Source organism: Streptomyces sp. CG 926 (assembly GCF_003148825.1).
In the GTDB taxonomy this organism is placed as follows: Bacteria; Actinomycetota; Actinomycetes; order Streptomycetales; family Streptomycetaceae; genus Streptomyces.
Genome location: NZ_QGGZ01000003.1, coordinates 329,317 through 343,335 on the forward strand (window position 1 = coordinate 329,317; position 14,019 = coordinate 343,335).

At 71.4% G+C, this 14,019-nt stretch carries 18 protein-coding genes; 8 read left to right on the forward strand and 10 right to left on the reverse strand.

Annotation, left to right across the window (positions count from 1 at the left end):
• The first annotated feature begins 15 nt into the window (after positions 1 to 15).
• Positions 16 to 444 carry a MarR family transcriptional regulator gene (locus BCL76_RS10100; RefSeq protein ID WP_109779146.1) on the forward strand — a complete coding sequence of 143 codons (429 nt, stop codon included), beginning with the start codon at positions 16 to 18 and terminating at the stop codon, positions 442 to 444.
• Here the strand turns inward: BCL76_RS10100 and BCL76_RS10105 are convergent.
• The 3 genes from BCL76_RS10105 to BCL76_RS10115 form a co-directional block, all read right to left on the reverse strand.
• Positions 407 to 1,903: an MFS transporter gene (locus BCL76_RS10105; RefSeq protein ID WP_109779147.1), complete on the reverse strand. Its 1,497-nt coding sequence runs from the start codon at positions 1,901 to 1,903 to the stop codon at positions 407 to 409. The two genes, BCL76_RS10100 and BCL76_RS10105, sit on opposite strands and share 38 nt — an antisense overlap.
• A gap of 111 nt (positions 1,904 to 2,014) precedes the next feature.
• Complete coding sequence (locus BCL76_RS10110) at positions 2,015 to 2,500, reverse strand: MarR family winged helix-turn-helix transcriptional regulator (protein WP_109779148.1); 486 nt, start codon at positions 2,498 to 2,500, stop codon at positions 2,015 to 2,017.
• A gap of 103 nt (positions 2,501 to 2,603) precedes the next feature.
• The gene (locus BCL76_RS10115) at positions 2,604 to 2,993 is read right to left on the reverse strand and encodes an SHOCT domain-containing protein (RefSeq protein WP_109779149.1); all 390 of its coding nucleotides are present in this window, start codon (positions 2,991 to 2,993) and stop codon (positions 2,604 to 2,606) included.
• 111 nt (positions 2,994 to 3,104) lie between these two features.
• Here BCL76_RS10115 and BCL76_RS10120 point away from each other — a divergent pair, with 111 nt between their 5' ends.
• Entirely contained in the window at positions 3,105 to 3,647 is a 543-nt protein-coding gene (locus tag BCL76_RS10120) for a potassium channel family protein (protein WP_109779150.1), read from the forward strand.
• A gap of 70 nt (positions 3,648 to 3,717) precedes the next feature.
• On the forward strand, positions 3,718 to 5,112 hold the full coding sequence (locus tag BCL76_RS10125; protein WP_109779151.1) for a chloride channel protein: 1,395 nt from the start codon (positions 3,718 to 3,720) through the stop codon (positions 5,110 to 5,112).
• A gap of 67 nt (positions 5,113 to 5,179) precedes the next feature.
• Here the strand turns inward: BCL76_RS10125 and BCL76_RS10130 are convergent, their stop codons facing one another.
• The 3 genes from BCL76_RS10130 to BCL76_RS10140 all read right to left on the reverse strand — a co-directional run bounded on the left by BCL76_RS10130 (position 5,180) and on the right by BCL76_RS10140 (position 7,464).
• Positions 5,180 to 5,608 (reverse strand): hypothetical protein, encoded by a 429-nt coding sequence (locus BCL76_RS10130; protein ID WP_109779152.1) that lies wholly within the window; start codon positions 5,606 to 5,608, stop codon positions 5,180 to 5,182.
• Positions 5,609 to 5,722: 114 nt separating this feature from the next.
• Positions 5,723 to 7,093 carry an FAD-binding oxidoreductase gene (locus tag BCL76_RS10135; RefSeq protein WP_109779153.1) on the reverse strand — a complete coding sequence of 457 codons (1,371 nt, stop codon included), beginning with the start codon at positions 7,091 to 7,093 and terminating at the stop codon, positions 5,723 to 5,725.
• Positions 7,094 to 7,164: 71 nt separating this feature from the next.
• Complete coding sequence (locus BCL76_RS10140) at positions 7,165 to 7,464, reverse strand: hypothetical protein (RefSeq protein WP_109779154.1); 300 nt, start codon at positions 7,462 to 7,464, stop codon at positions 7,165 to 7,167.
• Between the two features lie 173 nt (positions 7,465 to 7,637).
• Between BCL76_RS10140 and BCL76_RS10145 the strand changes: the two genes are divergently transcribed.
• Positions 7,638 to 8,378 (forward strand): PP2C family protein-serine/threonine phosphatase, encoded by a 741-nt coding sequence (locus BCL76_RS10145; RefSeq protein WP_109779454.1) that lies wholly within the window; start codon positions 7,638 to 7,640, stop codon positions 8,376 to 8,378.
• A gap of 183 nt (positions 8,379 to 8,561) precedes the next feature.
• On the opposite strand, the gene BCL76_RS10150 is transcribed toward BCL76_RS10145, so the two are convergent.
• From BCL76_RS10150 to BCL76_RS10160, 3 genes are all read right to left on the reverse strand, one after another.
• Positions 8,562 to 8,927 (reverse strand): 5-carboxymethyl-2-hydroxymuconate Delta-isomerase, encoded by a 366-nt coding sequence (locus tag BCL76_RS10150; protein WP_109779155.1) that lies wholly within the window; start codon positions 8,925 to 8,927, stop codon positions 8,562 to 8,564.
• Between the two features lie 114 nt (positions 8,928 to 9,041).
• Positions 9,042 to 9,521 carry a hypothetical protein gene (locus tag BCL76_RS10155; RefSeq protein WP_109779156.1) on the reverse strand — a complete coding sequence of 160 codons (480 nt, stop codon included), beginning with the start codon at positions 9,519 to 9,521 and terminating at the stop codon, positions 9,042 to 9,044.
• Entirely contained in the window at positions 9,518 to 10,072 is a 555-nt protein-coding gene (locus tag BCL76_RS10160) for an RNA polymerase sigma factor (protein WP_109779157.1), read from the reverse strand. Before BCL76_RS10160 ends, BCL76_RS10155 begins: the two co-directional genes overlap by 4 nt.
• A gap of 413 nt (positions 10,073 to 10,485) precedes the next feature.
• On the opposite strand from BCL76_RS10160, the gene BCL76_RS10165 reads away from it, so the two are divergent.
• Complete coding sequence (locus tag BCL76_RS10165; RefSeq protein WP_030011983.1) at positions 10,486 to 10,689, forward strand: cold-shock protein; 204 nt, start codon at positions 10,486 to 10,488, stop codon at positions 10,687 to 10,689.
• A gap of 176 nt (positions 10,690 to 10,865) precedes the next feature.
• Positions 10,866 to 11,237, forward strand: coding sequence for a hypothetical protein (locus tag BCL76_RS10170; RefSeq protein ID WP_109779158.1), 372 nt, complete (start codon positions 10,866 to 10,868; stop codon positions 11,235 to 11,237).
• Positions 11,238 to 11,355: 118 nt separating this feature from the next.
• On the opposite strand, the gene BCL76_RS10175 is transcribed toward BCL76_RS10170, so the two are convergent.
• Positions 11,356 to 12,396 (reverse strand): alpha/beta hydrolase family protein, encoded by a 1,041-nt coding sequence (locus BCL76_RS10175; RefSeq protein ID WP_109779159.1) that lies wholly within the window; start codon positions 12,394 to 12,396, stop codon positions 11,356 to 11,358.
• Between the two features lie 171 nt (positions 12,397 to 12,567).
• Between BCL76_RS10175 and BCL76_RS10180 the strand changes: the two genes are divergently transcribed.
• Together BCL76_RS10180 and BCL76_RS10185 are read left to right on the forward strand one after the other, a co-directional pair.
• Positions 12,568 to 13,194 carry a GNAT family N-acetyltransferase gene (locus BCL76_RS10180; protein ID WP_109779160.1) on the forward strand — a complete coding sequence of 209 codons (627 nt, stop codon included), beginning with the start codon at positions 12,568 to 12,570 and terminating at the stop codon, positions 13,192 to 13,194.
• Entirely contained in the window at positions 13,191 to 14,018 is an 828-nt protein-coding gene (locus tag BCL76_RS10185; protein WP_109779161.1) for a PaaX family transcriptional regulator C-terminal domain-containing protein, read from the forward strand. The genes BCL76_RS10180 and BCL76_RS10185 overlap by 4 nt, the downstream gene beginning before the upstream one ends.
• The last annotated feature ends 1 nt before the right edge of the window (position 14,019 follow it).

Genomic DNA, 14,019 nt, shown 5'->3' on the forward strand with positions numbered 1-14,019 from the left:
CTTCAGGAGCAGAACATGGAGCCCATCGGCTACTGGCTCAACCGCACGGACCAGGCCCTCACCGCGTCCATGGACGCCCTGCTGGCCGACTTCGGCCTCACCCGACTCGCCTGGCAGGTCCTGAACGTCGTCGAGAACGACCCGCGGGCCACCGACACCACCGTCCTGACCACCCTGGCCGCGGGCGCCGACGCCGAGCAACTGGCCTCGGCCGTCGCATCGGTGCTCGCCGGCGGCTGGGTGACCCGCCCGCGGCCGGGCCACCTCGCCCTGACCGACGACGGCCGGGCCCGCCTCGCCGAGGCCGCCCTTCGCGTGGACGCCTTCCGCGAGCTCTCGGCGCGGGGGATCACCCGCGAGGAGTACGTCACCGCCGTCACCGTGCTGGAGCGCATGACCCGCAACCTCACCGAGCCGCGAGCGGGGTCCGCGGCTCGGCCGTGACCGGCCGCGGGGAGGACTTCGAGCCGCGCAGCACGGTGACGGCGACGGCCAGGGCGACCAGGATCAGGGCGGCGCCGACCGCGAAGGCCAGGTGGTAGCCGCCGGTCAGCGCCTCGGGTCCGGGAGCGCCCGCCGCGGTGAGGGACTCCGTACGGGAGGCGGCCAGGGTGGAGAGGACCGCGATGCCGAGCGCCATACCGATCTGCTGGGTGGTGTTGAAGAGCCCGGAGGCCAGGCCCGCGTCGGCCTCCTTCGCACCGGACATGCCCAGCGAGGTCAGCGCGGGGAGGGCGAGGCCGAAGCCGGCGGCGAGGAGCATCACCGGGAGCAGGTCGGTGAGGTAGTCCGCGCGGTCGGCCTGACCGGGTACGCGGGTCAGCAGGCCCAGTACGCCGACCAGGAGGACCAGACCGGTCAGCAGGACCTTGCGCTCGCCGAAGCGGGAGTTCAGGCGGGCCGAGACGGTGAGCGAGACGAGTCCGATCACGGCGGCCGCCGGCAACATCGCGAGACCGGTCTCGGCGGCGGAGTAGCCGAGCACGTTCTGCATGTAGAGCGCGACGAGGATCTGGAAGGAGAACAGCGCGGCGACCATCAGCATCTGGACCAGGTTGGCGCCGAGGACGCTGCGCGAGCGGAAGATCCGCAACGGCATGAGCGGGTTGCGCGCCGTGGCCTGGCGGACGAGGAAGGCCGCGAGCAGGACGAGCGCGAGGGCGCCGAACCCGAGGGTGTGGGCCGAAGTCGCCCCGTAGGTCTCGATCTTGACGACCGTGTAGATCCCGAGCATCAGGCCGGAGGTGACGAGCAGCGCGCCGAGGGTGTCCGCGCCCGCCTTCAGGCCCAGTCCCCGATCGCCCGGCAGGGCCGGGAGGGCGACGAGGAGCACCGCGACACCGATGGGCAGGTTGATGAAGAAGATCCAGTTCCAGGTCAGCGCGTCGGTGAGGACACCGCCGAGGACCTGCCCGATCGAGGCGCCGGCCGCGCCGGTGAAGCTGAACACCCCGATGGCACCGGCCCGTTCGCGCGGCTCGGTGAAGAGGGTGACGAGGATGCCGAGGCCGACGGCGGAGGCCATCGCGCTGCCCGCGCCTTGCAGGAAACGGGCGGCGATCAGGACCTCGGGCGAGGTGGCGAGCCCGGCCATCAGCGAGGCGGCGGTGAACACCGCGGTGCCCGCGAGGAACATCCGCTTGCGGCCGATCAGGTCGCCGAGGCGACCGGCGAGCAGGAGCAGCGCGCCGAAGGCGATCAGGTAGGCGTTGACGACCCAGCTCAGCCCGGCCGGGGTGAAGCCGAGGTCGCCCTGGATGGCCGGCATCGCGACCGTGACGATGCTGCCGTCGAGGACCGTCATCAGCATGCCGGTGGCCAGGACGCCCAGGGCGAGCCGACGGGAGCGCGGGGAAGGAGCGGGAGGAGCGAGGGGGGAAGGGGCGGTGGCGGGGGCAGGCATGGCGGTCTCTCCCGTTCGTCGAGGACAACAAGAAAGACCGTAGCAGATAGTTTTGTTGCAGACTATCTTTTACGGATCTACCGCTCTGCGAGCTTTCGCGATCGCTGCCGACTACCCCTTCTGACGCGCCCGCCGGGCCGGCCGCGGGCCCTCGACCGGGGTCTCCAGATGCCCCGTGACCAGCCGGTTCAATGCCCGGAGCAGCACCTCGCGCTCCTCGTCGGGCAGGGCGCCGAGCGCACCCTCGTGGACCTGGTCGACGATCTTCCGGCTCTCCTTCGCGACCTTCGCCCCCTCCTCGGTCACCGCGATGACCCGGGCCCGCCGGTCCGTGCTGGACGGCCTGCGCTCGGCGAGGCCCGCCTTCTCCAGCGCGTCGACGGTGACCACCATCGTGGTCTTGTCCATGTCGCCGATCTCGGCGAGCTGTGCCTGGGTGCGCTCCTCCTCCAGGGCGTGGACGAGCACGCAGTGCATCCGCGGGGTGAGCCCGATCTCGCCGAGTCGCGCGCTCATCTGCGTCCGCAGCACGTGACTGGTGTGGTCCAGGAGGAAGGACAGGTCCGGTTCGGTTCGCGTGGGCGCCATGGCTGTCATGCCTGCCAGGGTAACGAGAATCGATCCGTCGCGGATTATCGGCAACCGGACCACAGTGAGGGGAGGTGGGGAGCTTCGAGCCTCCCCACCTCCCCTCCCCCGCTCAGGCCAGGATCTTGGCCTTGGCCCGGTCGAATTCCTCCTGGGTGATGTCGCCCTTGTCCTTGAGGGCGGCGAGCTTGTGCAGCTCGTCCGCCGAGCCCGTCCCGCTCCCGGCGGTCTGCTGCACGTACGAGCGGAAGGCCGCCTGCTGCTCCTCGGCCTGCTTGCGGTCCCGCTCGTGCATGCCGTGCCCGCGCGCGATCAGGTACACGAAGACGCCGAGGAACGGCAGCACGATCACGAAGATGATCCAGCCCGTCTTCCCCCACCCGCCGAGGGTGTGGTCACGGAAGACATCGGTGATGACTTTGAAGAGGAGGAAGAACCACATGACCCACAGGAAGAACCACATCATCGTCCAGAAGACGTTGAGCAGCGGGTAATCGTCCATGCTCGACTCCGATCATGCGCGGTCATTCATTCATACAGGCGACTGACCCACTCCGCATGCGCAGAACCGGCTCCGGTCGCGCGACGGGCTCCGGCCCGTTCTCCTGAAGCCATGGAACGCAACGCGGCCGATCAGCGCCGGCTCACCCTGCTGGGCCACCTCCTGCGCTCGGTGCTCGCGGTCGCCCTGCTCACCGGGCTCTACTACGTGGTGCCCCTGGAGGGCGGCTTCGGCATCACCACCGTGCTGACGCTCGTCCTCGGCCTGGCGATCTTCGGGTTGCTGACGGCCTGGCAGATCACCGCCATCTCCCACGCGCAGTTCCCCCGGATGCGCGCGCTGGAGGCGCTGTCCACCGGTGTACCGCTGTTCCTGTTGCTGTTCTCCGCGACGTACTACCTGCTCGCCGCGCAGGACCCCGCGTCGTTCTCGGAGCCGCTGAGCCGTACGGACGCCCTCTACTTCACGATCACCACGTTCGCCACCGTCGGGTTCGGGGACATCGTCGCCACCACCCAGGGCGGGCGGGTACTGGTCACCTTCCAGATGGTCGCCGACCTGGTCCTCATCGGAATCATCGCGAAAGCCCTGGTCGGGGCGATCAAAATCGGCATGCACAGGCGCAGTTCGCAGACCCCCGGCCTGGACGACTAGGCCGCCTCCTCCTGAGCGGCGAAGTGCGCCCCCGAGGTGGACCATCGAGGAAGCGGAAAGGAAGTGAGCCATGCCGCAGTCGCGTCCTCGATCCGAACCGCCCCCCGGCGGAACGCAGCCGCAGGAGGCCGACGTCCTCCGGCAGACCCTCCGCAGCCCCGGGTACCTGAAGCTGCTGCTCTTCTGCGCCCTCATCAGCATCCCGGTGTCCCTCGCGTCGTTCTGGTTCCTCGCCGCGCTGCACAACATGGAGCGCGCGATGTGGACGGACCTCCCGAAGGCCCTGGGCTGGGACACCCCGCCCTGGTGGTATCCGCTGCCCCTGCTGCTCGTCGCCGGCATCGTGGTCGGCCTGGTCGTCCCGCACATGCGCGGCAACGGCGGTCACCTGCCCGCGGCCGGTCTGCACACCGGCGGAGCCTCGGCCTCCTACCTTCCCGGCGTCATCATCGCGGCGGTGGCGAGCCTGCCGCTCGGCGCGGTACTGGGTCCGGAGGCCCCGCTGATCGCCCTCGGCGGCGGACTCGCCCTGCTCTTCCGCAACCTCGCGCAGGTACCGGTGACCCCCCAGGGCACCGCGCTCGTGGGCGCGGCGGGAGCCGCCGCGGCCATCGCCACGATCTTCGGGAACCCGCTGATCGCCGCGGTGCTGCTGATCGAGGTGGCGGGTGTGGGCGGACCACAGCTGTTCGCGGTGATGCTGCCGTCCCTGCTGTCCGCCGGGGTCGGGGACCTGGTCTTCACCGGCCTCGGCCGCTGGACCGGGTTGAAGATCGGGAGCCTGAAGCTGGAGCTGGGCGTACCCGTGCCCCACCTGGACGTGCCCGACGTGCTCTGGGCGGTGCTCATCGCCGCGGCCCTCGCCCTCGCCCTGCACCCCGTTCTGACCGGAGCCCGGCTGATCGCCGCGTACGTCCTCGAACGGCCGCTCCTACGGACCGTGCAGTGCGCGCTGGGCACCGCGGCCTGCGCCGGCCTGTACGCGCTCATCACCGGCCTCTCGCCCGCCGATGTCACCGGGTCGGGCCAGGCGATGATCGGCAGGCTGGCCGCCGACCCGCATTCCTGGGGTGTGGGTGCGCTGATCGGCGTACTCGTCTTCAAGGGCGCCGGCTACGCCATCTGCCTCGGCAGCCTGCGCGGCGGTCCCATCTTCCCGGCGCTCTGCCTCGGCGCCGTGGCGGGCGTCCTGCTCGGGCCGCTGCCCGGACTCGGCATCGTGCCGGCCATGGGGGCGGGCATGGCCGCGACCGCCGCCAGCGCGCTGCGGCTGCCGGTGAGCAGCGTGGTGATGGTGGTCCTGATGCTCGGCGGCACCGCGATGATCCCGGTCGTGATCATCGCGGCCGTGGTCGCCTTCGTGGTGACCGAGCTGCTGCCCGTGGGACCCCCGATCCCCGAGCTGCCCGCCGTACCGGCGAAGCCCACCGCGCCCGCCGCTCCTGCCGCTCCTGCCGCGAGCTAGCCACCGACGAAGAGGACCCCGCCCGGGAGCCGGGCGGGGTCCTTCGTGCGCCGATCGGTCGGATCGGTCAGCAGCGCAGGCCGGTGGAGGCGGCCGTGGCGGCCGCGTCCAGGCTCTCGATCTGCGGCTGCAACTGGGTGCGCGCGTCCTTGCCGGTCGTGTCGCCGGGCAGGTTCTGGTAGCTCTTCTTGAGGTCCTCGGCGGCCGACTGGACCGCGGCGCGCTCCGCGTCCTTCAACTGGCTCGCGTTCTCCTTGACGTTGTCCCAGTCCTTCTGGACGGCCTCATAGGCGTCCTTGACCTGGTCCTTGGTCGCGTTGGCGGGGTCCAAGGCCTTCAGCTTGGCGTTGTCGGCCTTGAGCGCGTTCAGGTCGGTGCACAGATCCGCGGCGGCCTTGGTGGCCTCCTCCGCGGGCGAGGAGCTGTCGTCGGAACACGCGGAGAGACCGAGAATCGCGCCGACGCAGAGCACACCGACCACCGGGAAACGCTTCATGGGGATGGACCTTCCTCAATCTGACAAACCGGCTGTACGGGATCTTCCGGTACATCCGTAAAAATATGCAGACAAAGGAACACTCCGCATCCGCACCGCTACGCGATCAGGGGATCAGGGCCGGATGTTCTGGTTCAGGTGGAACAGGTTTCCCGGGTCGTAGGCGCGCTTGACCGCGACCAGCCGGTCGTAGTTGCCCTTGTAGTTGGTCCGGATCCGATCCTGGTCGTCGTCGGCCATGAAGTTGATGTAGCCGCCCTCCTCCGAGTGCGCGGAGGTCGCGTCGTAGTAGTCGCGCACCCAGGCCGTGGCGCTCTCGTTGTCCGCGGGGTCGGGCCACATCCCGGCGATCACCGTGGCGAACGAGGCGTCCCGGTAGGCGAAGGCCGTCGCGTCCGGCGCGACACGGTGGCAGGCGCCGTTGATCGGATAGATGTGGACCGTCGAGTTCACGGCGGGCAGGCCCGGCGCGTGCCGCAGGTGCGCGTCGATCACGTCGTCGGTCAGCTCGGTCACGAAATTGGCCTTCCAGTAGTGCTGGAGGCCGGGCGGTACGAGCGCGTCGAAGGCGCTGTTGAGCGCCGGGTAGGGCATCGGGCCCACGTGCTCGGCGACCACCGGCGCGAAGTCGTGGAAGGCCTGGAGGGCGCGCTCGCCCTCGTCGAGCGGCCCGGTCCAGCACGCCACGATCAGCGCGAAGGTCTCACCGTGCCGGTCCTCCGGGATGAACGGGAGCGGCGGGGCTATCTGGAAGGCCGGGAACCCGCCGAGTTCCTCCGGCGCGTCGGCGATGAGGTCGGCGAAGGAACGCAGCACGGTGGGCGCGTCCGCGAGCTCGAAGAGCATCGGTCCGCCGTAGATGTCCTTGACGGGGCTCAGCCGGAACTCGAACGAGGTGACCGCGCCGAAGTTGCCGCCGCCGCCGCGCAGCGCCCAGAAGAGGTCGGCGTTCTCCTCCTCTCTCGCCACGACGAGCCGGCCGTCCGCGGTCACCACATCGGCCGAGATCAGGTTGTCGCAGCTCAGGCCCAGCCCGCGGGCCAGGTAGCCGATGCCGCCGCCGAGGGTGAGGCCGCCGACGCCCGTGGTGGAGATGATCCCGCCGGTCGCGGCCAGCCCGAAGGCGTACGTGGCGGCGTTGAAGTCGCCCCAGGTCGCCCCGCCCTCCGCGCGGGCCGTGCGCCCCGCGGCGTCGACGCGGACCCCGCGCATCCCGGACAGGTCGGCCACCACGCCGCCGTCGCAGGTGCCGAAGCCGGGCACGCTGTGCCCGCCGCCCCGCACCGCCAGATCGAGCCCGTTCTCGCGGGCGAAGTCGACCGTGGCCATGACGTCCCCCGCGTTGGCGCAGTGCACGACGGCCGCCGGCCTCCGGTCGATCATGGCGTTGTGGACCTTGCGCGCCTCGTCGTAGGACTCGTCGTCCGGGGTGACGACCGCGCCGCGTACCCGTTCTCGCAACTGGTCGATCGAGAGCTTGCCCATGGCCATCGCTCCTCGTACATCACGTCGTTCCACGCTGCGTCGCTGCGCCGCTGCGTCGCGGCTGCGTCGCGCTACGGCTGCAGGTGGCTGAAGCCCACCTCGAAGCGTTCGACCGAGACGATTCGCTGGCCCTCCCGCTGCGCCGTCCGCTCGCGGATCCGGGCGGCCTCTTCCTCGCTGTCCAGCATCGTCCGTTCGTCGTCCCACAAGGTCAGCGTTTTGGCCACGCCCGTGGCCCGGTCGACGAGGTAGTAGACACCCCGGAACCCGGGAACGTCCTGGACCTGCCTGACAATCGCCTCCGAATGCGCGCTCGCGTCTCCCTCCGCGGGCACCGGTGATCCCTGGTAGGTGCTCAGCCTCGCGAACATCTGCGGCAGTCCTTCCTCGCAGGGCCACCGGTCGGGGAACAGGCGGCTCCACGACCAGCGTGCTCCGGCGCGCCGGAGCCCGCATGCCGGAGCGGCGCGACAATGGTGAGGACGGACGCGTGCGCCGTTGCGCTGCCGTCGCTCCGGCCGTTGTCGAGAGGCGGGACGTCGAGGTGCCGTACATAGCAGTGACCGCCCTGAGTCATGTCGGGCTGGTGCGTGAGCACAACGAGGACAGCCTGGTCATCGGACCGTGGACCCTGTGCGGGACCGTGACCCAGAATCCGCAGACCCTGGTCTTCCCCTTCGGTCGGCCGCTCGTCGTCGCGGTCGCCGACGGCCTCGGCGGCCAACCGGCCGGCGAGGTCGCCAGCGAGCTCGTGGTGCGCCAGCTCTCCTCGCTCGGTCCCACGCTGGACGGCCCGGAAGCCGTCGGTGACGCGCTGAGCCTGTGCAATCGCGCCGTGTACTCGGCGACCGAGGGGCGGCCGGAGCTGGCCACCATGGGGACCACGGTCGCGGGCGCCCTCGTCCTTGCGGATTCGCTGCTGATGTTCAACGTCGGCGACAGCAAGGTCTTCCACGCGGGGCCGGACGGGCTGCGCCAGGTCAGCGTGGACGACAGCCCGCCGCCACTGCCCGGGCACCGCACCACCTCGGCGGTCACCCAGGTCCTCGGCGGCAGCCGCGGGTACGACGAGATCACTCCCCACATCGAGGCCTTCCCGGTGTCGGAGGGCGACCGCTACCTGGTGTGCAGCGACGGGCTGACCGACCCGGTGCCGAACGAGGAGATCGAGGGGCTGCTGCGGGTGCACGACGACGGCCGGGCCGCGTTCGAGCTGTGGCGGGCCGCCATCGACGCCGGCGGCCCCGACAACATCACGCTCGCCCTGCTGCGCATCGGCGCCTAGGCCGTCTCTTTCGGATCTTGTCGGCCGAGCCCGCGGCGTCCGGTGCCGTGCCCGGCAAGGCGGAGGGGCGCCCGCGTACTGGACGTACTCGGTCGCCCCGACAACGCGGCCGGGTGCGGTGCCGGGCGTCGCGGGCCCGGCAAGATCCGAAAGAGACGGCCTAGGCCGTCGTCTTCCGGAGCGTCAGGGGGTCGTCATGCTCTTGGTGTAGGCCTCGCCCAGGTCCCGTACGTCCACCGAGGCGTGGACCTCCAGGCCGGTGGCCTTAGCCGTGTGCCGCTCCACCAGCTCCAGCACCGCACGGGTCAGGCGTGACTTGGTCTGCGCCGTGCGCCCGCGCGCGATGGCCAGCTCGACGTGGACGACCACCGCCCGGGCGTCGGTGCCCTCCCCGACGACGGACTCCTCCAGCCGGTGGAAGCGGGTCTTGCAGTTGCCGACCGCGGTGTCGAGGATCTCGACCTCCAGCGCGTGCAGTTCGAGCGCGAACGCCCGCCGGTCGAAGGCACCGGTCAGCGAATCCGAGTAGTCGACGACTGCGTGGGGCACGGGGCCACTCCCTGCTCTACGGATTCGGGGCGAGGGGCCCCGGTCCCGCGCCGGTCGGCGGGTACCCGAGCGACGGTAACCGAGCCCGCCCCGCCAGGAGTGCTGTCCCGGCCATCACCCGCCCGGCCCCTCCAACTGGTCGGTGAGTCGCCCCAGCGCCCTGGCGCCCAGCGGAGCCATCAGCGGGCGCAGCACCGGTTCGGCCAGCCGGATGCCCGGCAGGCGCAGGCCGCCGAAGAAGGCGAGCCGGGTGCGCTCCCCCTCCGCCACGGCCGCCATGCCACCGACCACGAACCGGCTCTGCATCAGGCACCAGCCCGGCCGCAGCACGACGTCGAACCGCGCCCGCATGCCCAGCGGGCTGCGGGCCCTGGCTTCCAGGCGATCCCCGGCGGCTGCCGTCACGGTGAAGGAGCGGATGTCGCCGATCATGAGGGGCATCTGGTGCTCCAGGTCGCGGGCGAGCCCCCAGACCCGGTCGAAGGGGGCGTCGACCAGATGCTCCGCGAAGCTGGTGCCGGGGGTGCTGCGGGCGATCACCCGCAGCCTGCGTACGGCGTCGAGTTCGGCGACGACCGGCCAGGAGTCGTTCAACGTCCCCACGCCTTCCGGAAGTTGCGGCGGGCCCGGAAGAGTCGGGTCCGCACGGTGGGTTCGGGCACCCCGAGGAGGGCGCTGACGGAGTGCTCGTCCAGCCCTTCGAGATCGCGCAGGACCAGGACGGCCCGGTGTGCCGGGGAGAGCCGCTCCAACACGTCGCGCACATCGGCGGCGAGCTGCGGATCGTCGCGCGCCGGCACGTCGTCGAGCGGGTCCGGTACGGACCGGGCCGCCGTACGGGCGACCCGTACGGCCTCCCGTACGGCGATGACCCGCGCCCAGCCGAACAGGGCGGCCGGTTCACGGAGTCGGCCGATGCTCCGGAAGATCACGATCAGCGCCTCCTGGGTGGCGTCCGGACCGTCCTGCAGGGCGATCGGGCCGCACAGCCGCCCGACGTACGGGGTCAGCAGGTCCAGCAGCTCCTGGACGGCCAGGCCGTCGCCGCGCTGGGCCGCCCGGACGAGCGGGGCCAGGTCGGCCCGCCCCTCCGTACGCGCGACGCCCTCCGCGCCCCCCACGCCCTCCACGCCCGTCGCACTCATCGGGCCTCCTCCTTCTTGACGGGCTCTCAGGGAGGAGGAGGGCGCGGACCGCCCGAACATTCCCGTGACGTGCGCCACACCCGGGCGGGAGCCGTTCCCCCCGAAACGCCGGGGAGAAAAACACTCCGTCGCTCATATGATTTTCTGCTTCGAATTTCCGCTCCGCAGGCATGGAATCAGAAGCGTGGGCGCGCCGAAATTTCCCGGGCTGTCGACACCCGCTGTGCTACGGTGACGTTCGTTGCAGTTGTGGTTCCCAAAAACTTACAAGTGCTCTCACCGGATTTTCGGTGGGCGCACTTTTCATTTCCGGTGCATGCAGTGAAATCTACTCGTTCCGGTCGGGGCAATCATCACGGCGACACCGGTCCCGCACAGTGCGGATCCGGGCACTGCCCCAAAGGAGAATTCATATGGCATCTGGCACCGTGAAGTGGTTCAACGCGGAAAAGGGCTTCGGCTTCATCGAGCAGGAGGGTGGCGGCGCCGACGTCTTCGCCCACTACTCGAACATCGCCTCTTCCGGCTTCCGTGAGCTTCAGGAAGGCCAGAAGGTTACCTTCGACGTCACGCAGGGCCAGAAGGGCCCGCAGGCCGAGAACATCGTTCCCGCCTGACGCTCCTCGCCTGACGTCCGAGGTCCACGCCGACGCCCGCGTCGGCGCGCAGACGCGGCCGAGGCCCGCACCCTGGGGTGCGGGCCTCGGCCGTCCGCATGTCCCGGAGCGCGCCGAACAGGCCACTCCCCGGAAGCACGGCCGATGCGCGAGCGCGCTTGCTAGAGTCCGTGCCCATGTCGATCCCTGACGACCTGCTCCTCGATCTCGCCACCATGGTCGAGTCGGAGCAGACCAATCAGATGTCCCTGACCGTCGTGGTCCACGGCGCCGTCATCACAGGCCGCCTCGCCCCCGAGAGCGTGTGGCGTCAGCGGGTGGCCGAGGTCCTACGGGACTCCGACCAGCTGGCCCCGTTCGCCGAGATCTTCAGCTCTCCCGGACGCGGCGACAGACAGCAGGCCGAAGCACCCTCACACCTTCATTTCCACGTGGCACGCATCCTCCAGGGCACCCTGGGTATCCCCGAGACCGGCGGAATGTACCGGATCGCGGTCAAGGACGTCAGCGCCTGGACCGTCGGGGACTTCAGCTACTCCGACAAATAACCCACCGGCCCCACACGACGGCGGACGGCCGCCCGCACATTCACCCGCGGGCGCCGTCCAAGACGATCCGGTTCCGACGATCCGGTCCCGGACAACACCGTGGCAATACCGCCGGACCTCACCGCACAATGTCGCCGCGGCCGAGTTCTTCCAGGAAGCGCCGCTGATCGGCCAGCAGGCCGGGCGGGAAGAGGGAGCGCGGGGCGAACACCGCCGTCAGGGTCAGCCGCCAGAAGGAGCGCTCGACCTCGGTGCGCAGCAGGGCGTGGGTCGCTCCGGGATAGCGGCGGACCGTGAGGGTGCCGGGCGCGAGGATGCTCCGGTGGAGCGCCTCGGTCTCGGCGCCGTCCACGTTCAGGTCGTCGGCGCCGGAGATCAGCAGCACCGGGACGGGCGGCATCGCCCGCAGGTCCGCGGTCACGTCCGCGGTGTGGTTGCGCATGATGAACGTCCAGCGCTCCGCCGTGAGTTCCCGATCGGCGCCCGGACTCGCCCGGTACTCCTCGTACGTCGCCCCGCGCCGCAGCAGCGCCAAGGTGGCCTCCCGGGTGCGCAGGGCGGCCGCCGTCCGCTCGGCGTCGGCCCCGGCCGCGCGCAGTTCGGCGCGCAGGTTGTACTCCCCCTGGCGCTCCCAGTTCACGGCGGTGCCGACCGCGATGACGAAGCGCACCCCGGGGGCGGGGGCCCGCGCCACCACCTTGGGCATGACCCAACCGGCCTGACTGGCGCCCCACAGGCCGATGCGGGCGGGGTCGATCTCGGGTCGGGTACGGGCCGCCCAGGTGAGGGCGTCGACGTTCTCGCGGGCCCGGTCGTCCATGGTCTGGCCGAGCCAGTCGGCGGGTTTGTCGAGGGAGAGCGAGGCGTATCCGGCCCGGGCGAAAGCCTCCCAGTAGGGGCGGTAGAAGCCGTCGTGGGTGGCGTCGACCTCGCCGTCGCCGTGCACGAGGACGACGAGCGGGAAGGGGCCGGGGCCCCGGCCGGTGGGGGTGGCGAGAACGCCGGGGAGATCGTGACCGGCGGCGGGTACGGTGACGCGCTCCTCGTGGAGGCCGTAGTCGTGCTGCCACAGGACGACTCCGGTGAGCAGGAGGGCGGCGGCGAGGGCCAGGAGGAAGGCGGTCAGGAGGGCCCGGCGGAGTCTGCGGGGCCGACGCATACGGGGCCTACGAGGCGGGCGGGTCGGGCGGGTTGGGCGGGGTGCAGGGCTCTCGGTCATCTGCGGCTCCGGGTTCCTCGGCTCGTTCACTCGTCCACCCGTTCATTCGTTCATTTATTCGCTCATCTCAGAAACGATCGTATCGCCGATGAACGTATTAGGCTTGTGCGTATGACGACGGAGAGCGTGGAGGTACGGCGCGGACTGCCCGAAGGGGCCGCCGCGCGCGTCGCCGAGCTGTACTGGGAGGCCTTCGGGGGAAAGCTGGGCCTCGCGCTCGGCCCCCCGGAGGCGGGCCGCCGGTTCATCGCCGGGCACCTGCACGCGGACCGCGCGGTCACCGCACTGTCCGGCGGCGAGGACCGCGAGGGCGGCTCGGACGGCCGGGTGGTCGGCGTGGCGGGCTACCAGCTGGCCGGGCGCGGCCTGATCGGCGGCGACGCGGCCGCGGTCAGGGCCGCGTACGGGCCCGTCCGGGGCCTGTACCGGGTGTTCCTGCTGGCCCTGCTGGAGCGCACCCCGGCCCGCGGCGAGCTGGTCATGGACGGCATCGCCGTGGACCCCGCCGAGCGGAGCCGGGGCATCGGCGGGCTGCTGCTGCGGGAGGTCGAGGCGATCGCCGTCGAGCAGCGGTGCCGGCGGATCCGGCTGGACGTGGTCGCGGAGAACCCGCGGGCCCGGGAGCTGTACGAGCGGCACGGGTTCCGGGCGGTCCAGGTGCGGCGCACGCCCTGGCTTCGGGACCTGCTGGGATTCGGGGGCGTGACGACGATGCACAAGGAGGTGGCCGCGCGATGAGCGTGATCCCCACGCGGATGGTGGTGCACGCGCTGGTCCGGGAGGACGGGACGGTCGCGGGCGACGAGCTGTACGAGGTCGCCGCGCTGCTCGGGATGACCGACCAGCAGGTCCGGCTGTGCGTGAAGCGACTGGTGACCGAAGGCCGGTTCACGGTGGAGGGGCGCGGCCGGCGGGCCGTGCTGCGCCTGGCGGGCGCGGCGCCGGGGGGTGGGCCGGCGCTCGTACCGGAGGTGGAGTTCGTCCGGCACTCCTACCGGCAGGACCGGGGGCTGGAGCCGTGGGACGGGCTCTGGCACGCCTTCGCCTTCGCCGTACCGGAATCCGCTCGGGCCGCGCGGGACTCGCTGCGGGACGCGCTGACCGGGCTGGGGGCGGCGCCGGTCCAGGGCGGGCTGTACGTCACGCCGAACGCGATCGGCCCCTACGTGCAGGCGCACGCGGCGGATCTGGGCCTCTCGGAGGCACTGACCTGCCTGGCCACCCGGGACCTCACGGTGGGCGGCAGCTGCGACCCGCGGGCCCTGGCACAACGGCTCTGGCCGCTGCCGGAGATCGCGGAGCGGTACGGGGAGCTCCGCGCGCTCGCGGAGCGGCCCGTCGAGCCCGGACCGGCCGCCGGACTGGCACACGCCGTGGCCCTGGCCGCGGCCTTCTCGGCCGCGATGCTCCCCGATCCGCTGCTGCCGCCGGAGCTGCTGCCGCAGCCCTGGCCGGGCACCACGGCCCGGGCGGCGGCGTCGCAGGCCTGGGCCCGGCTGGAGGCCGCCGCACCGACCCCGGGACCCCGGCTGTTCCGGCTGTACGGCGAGGCCGTGGCCTGAC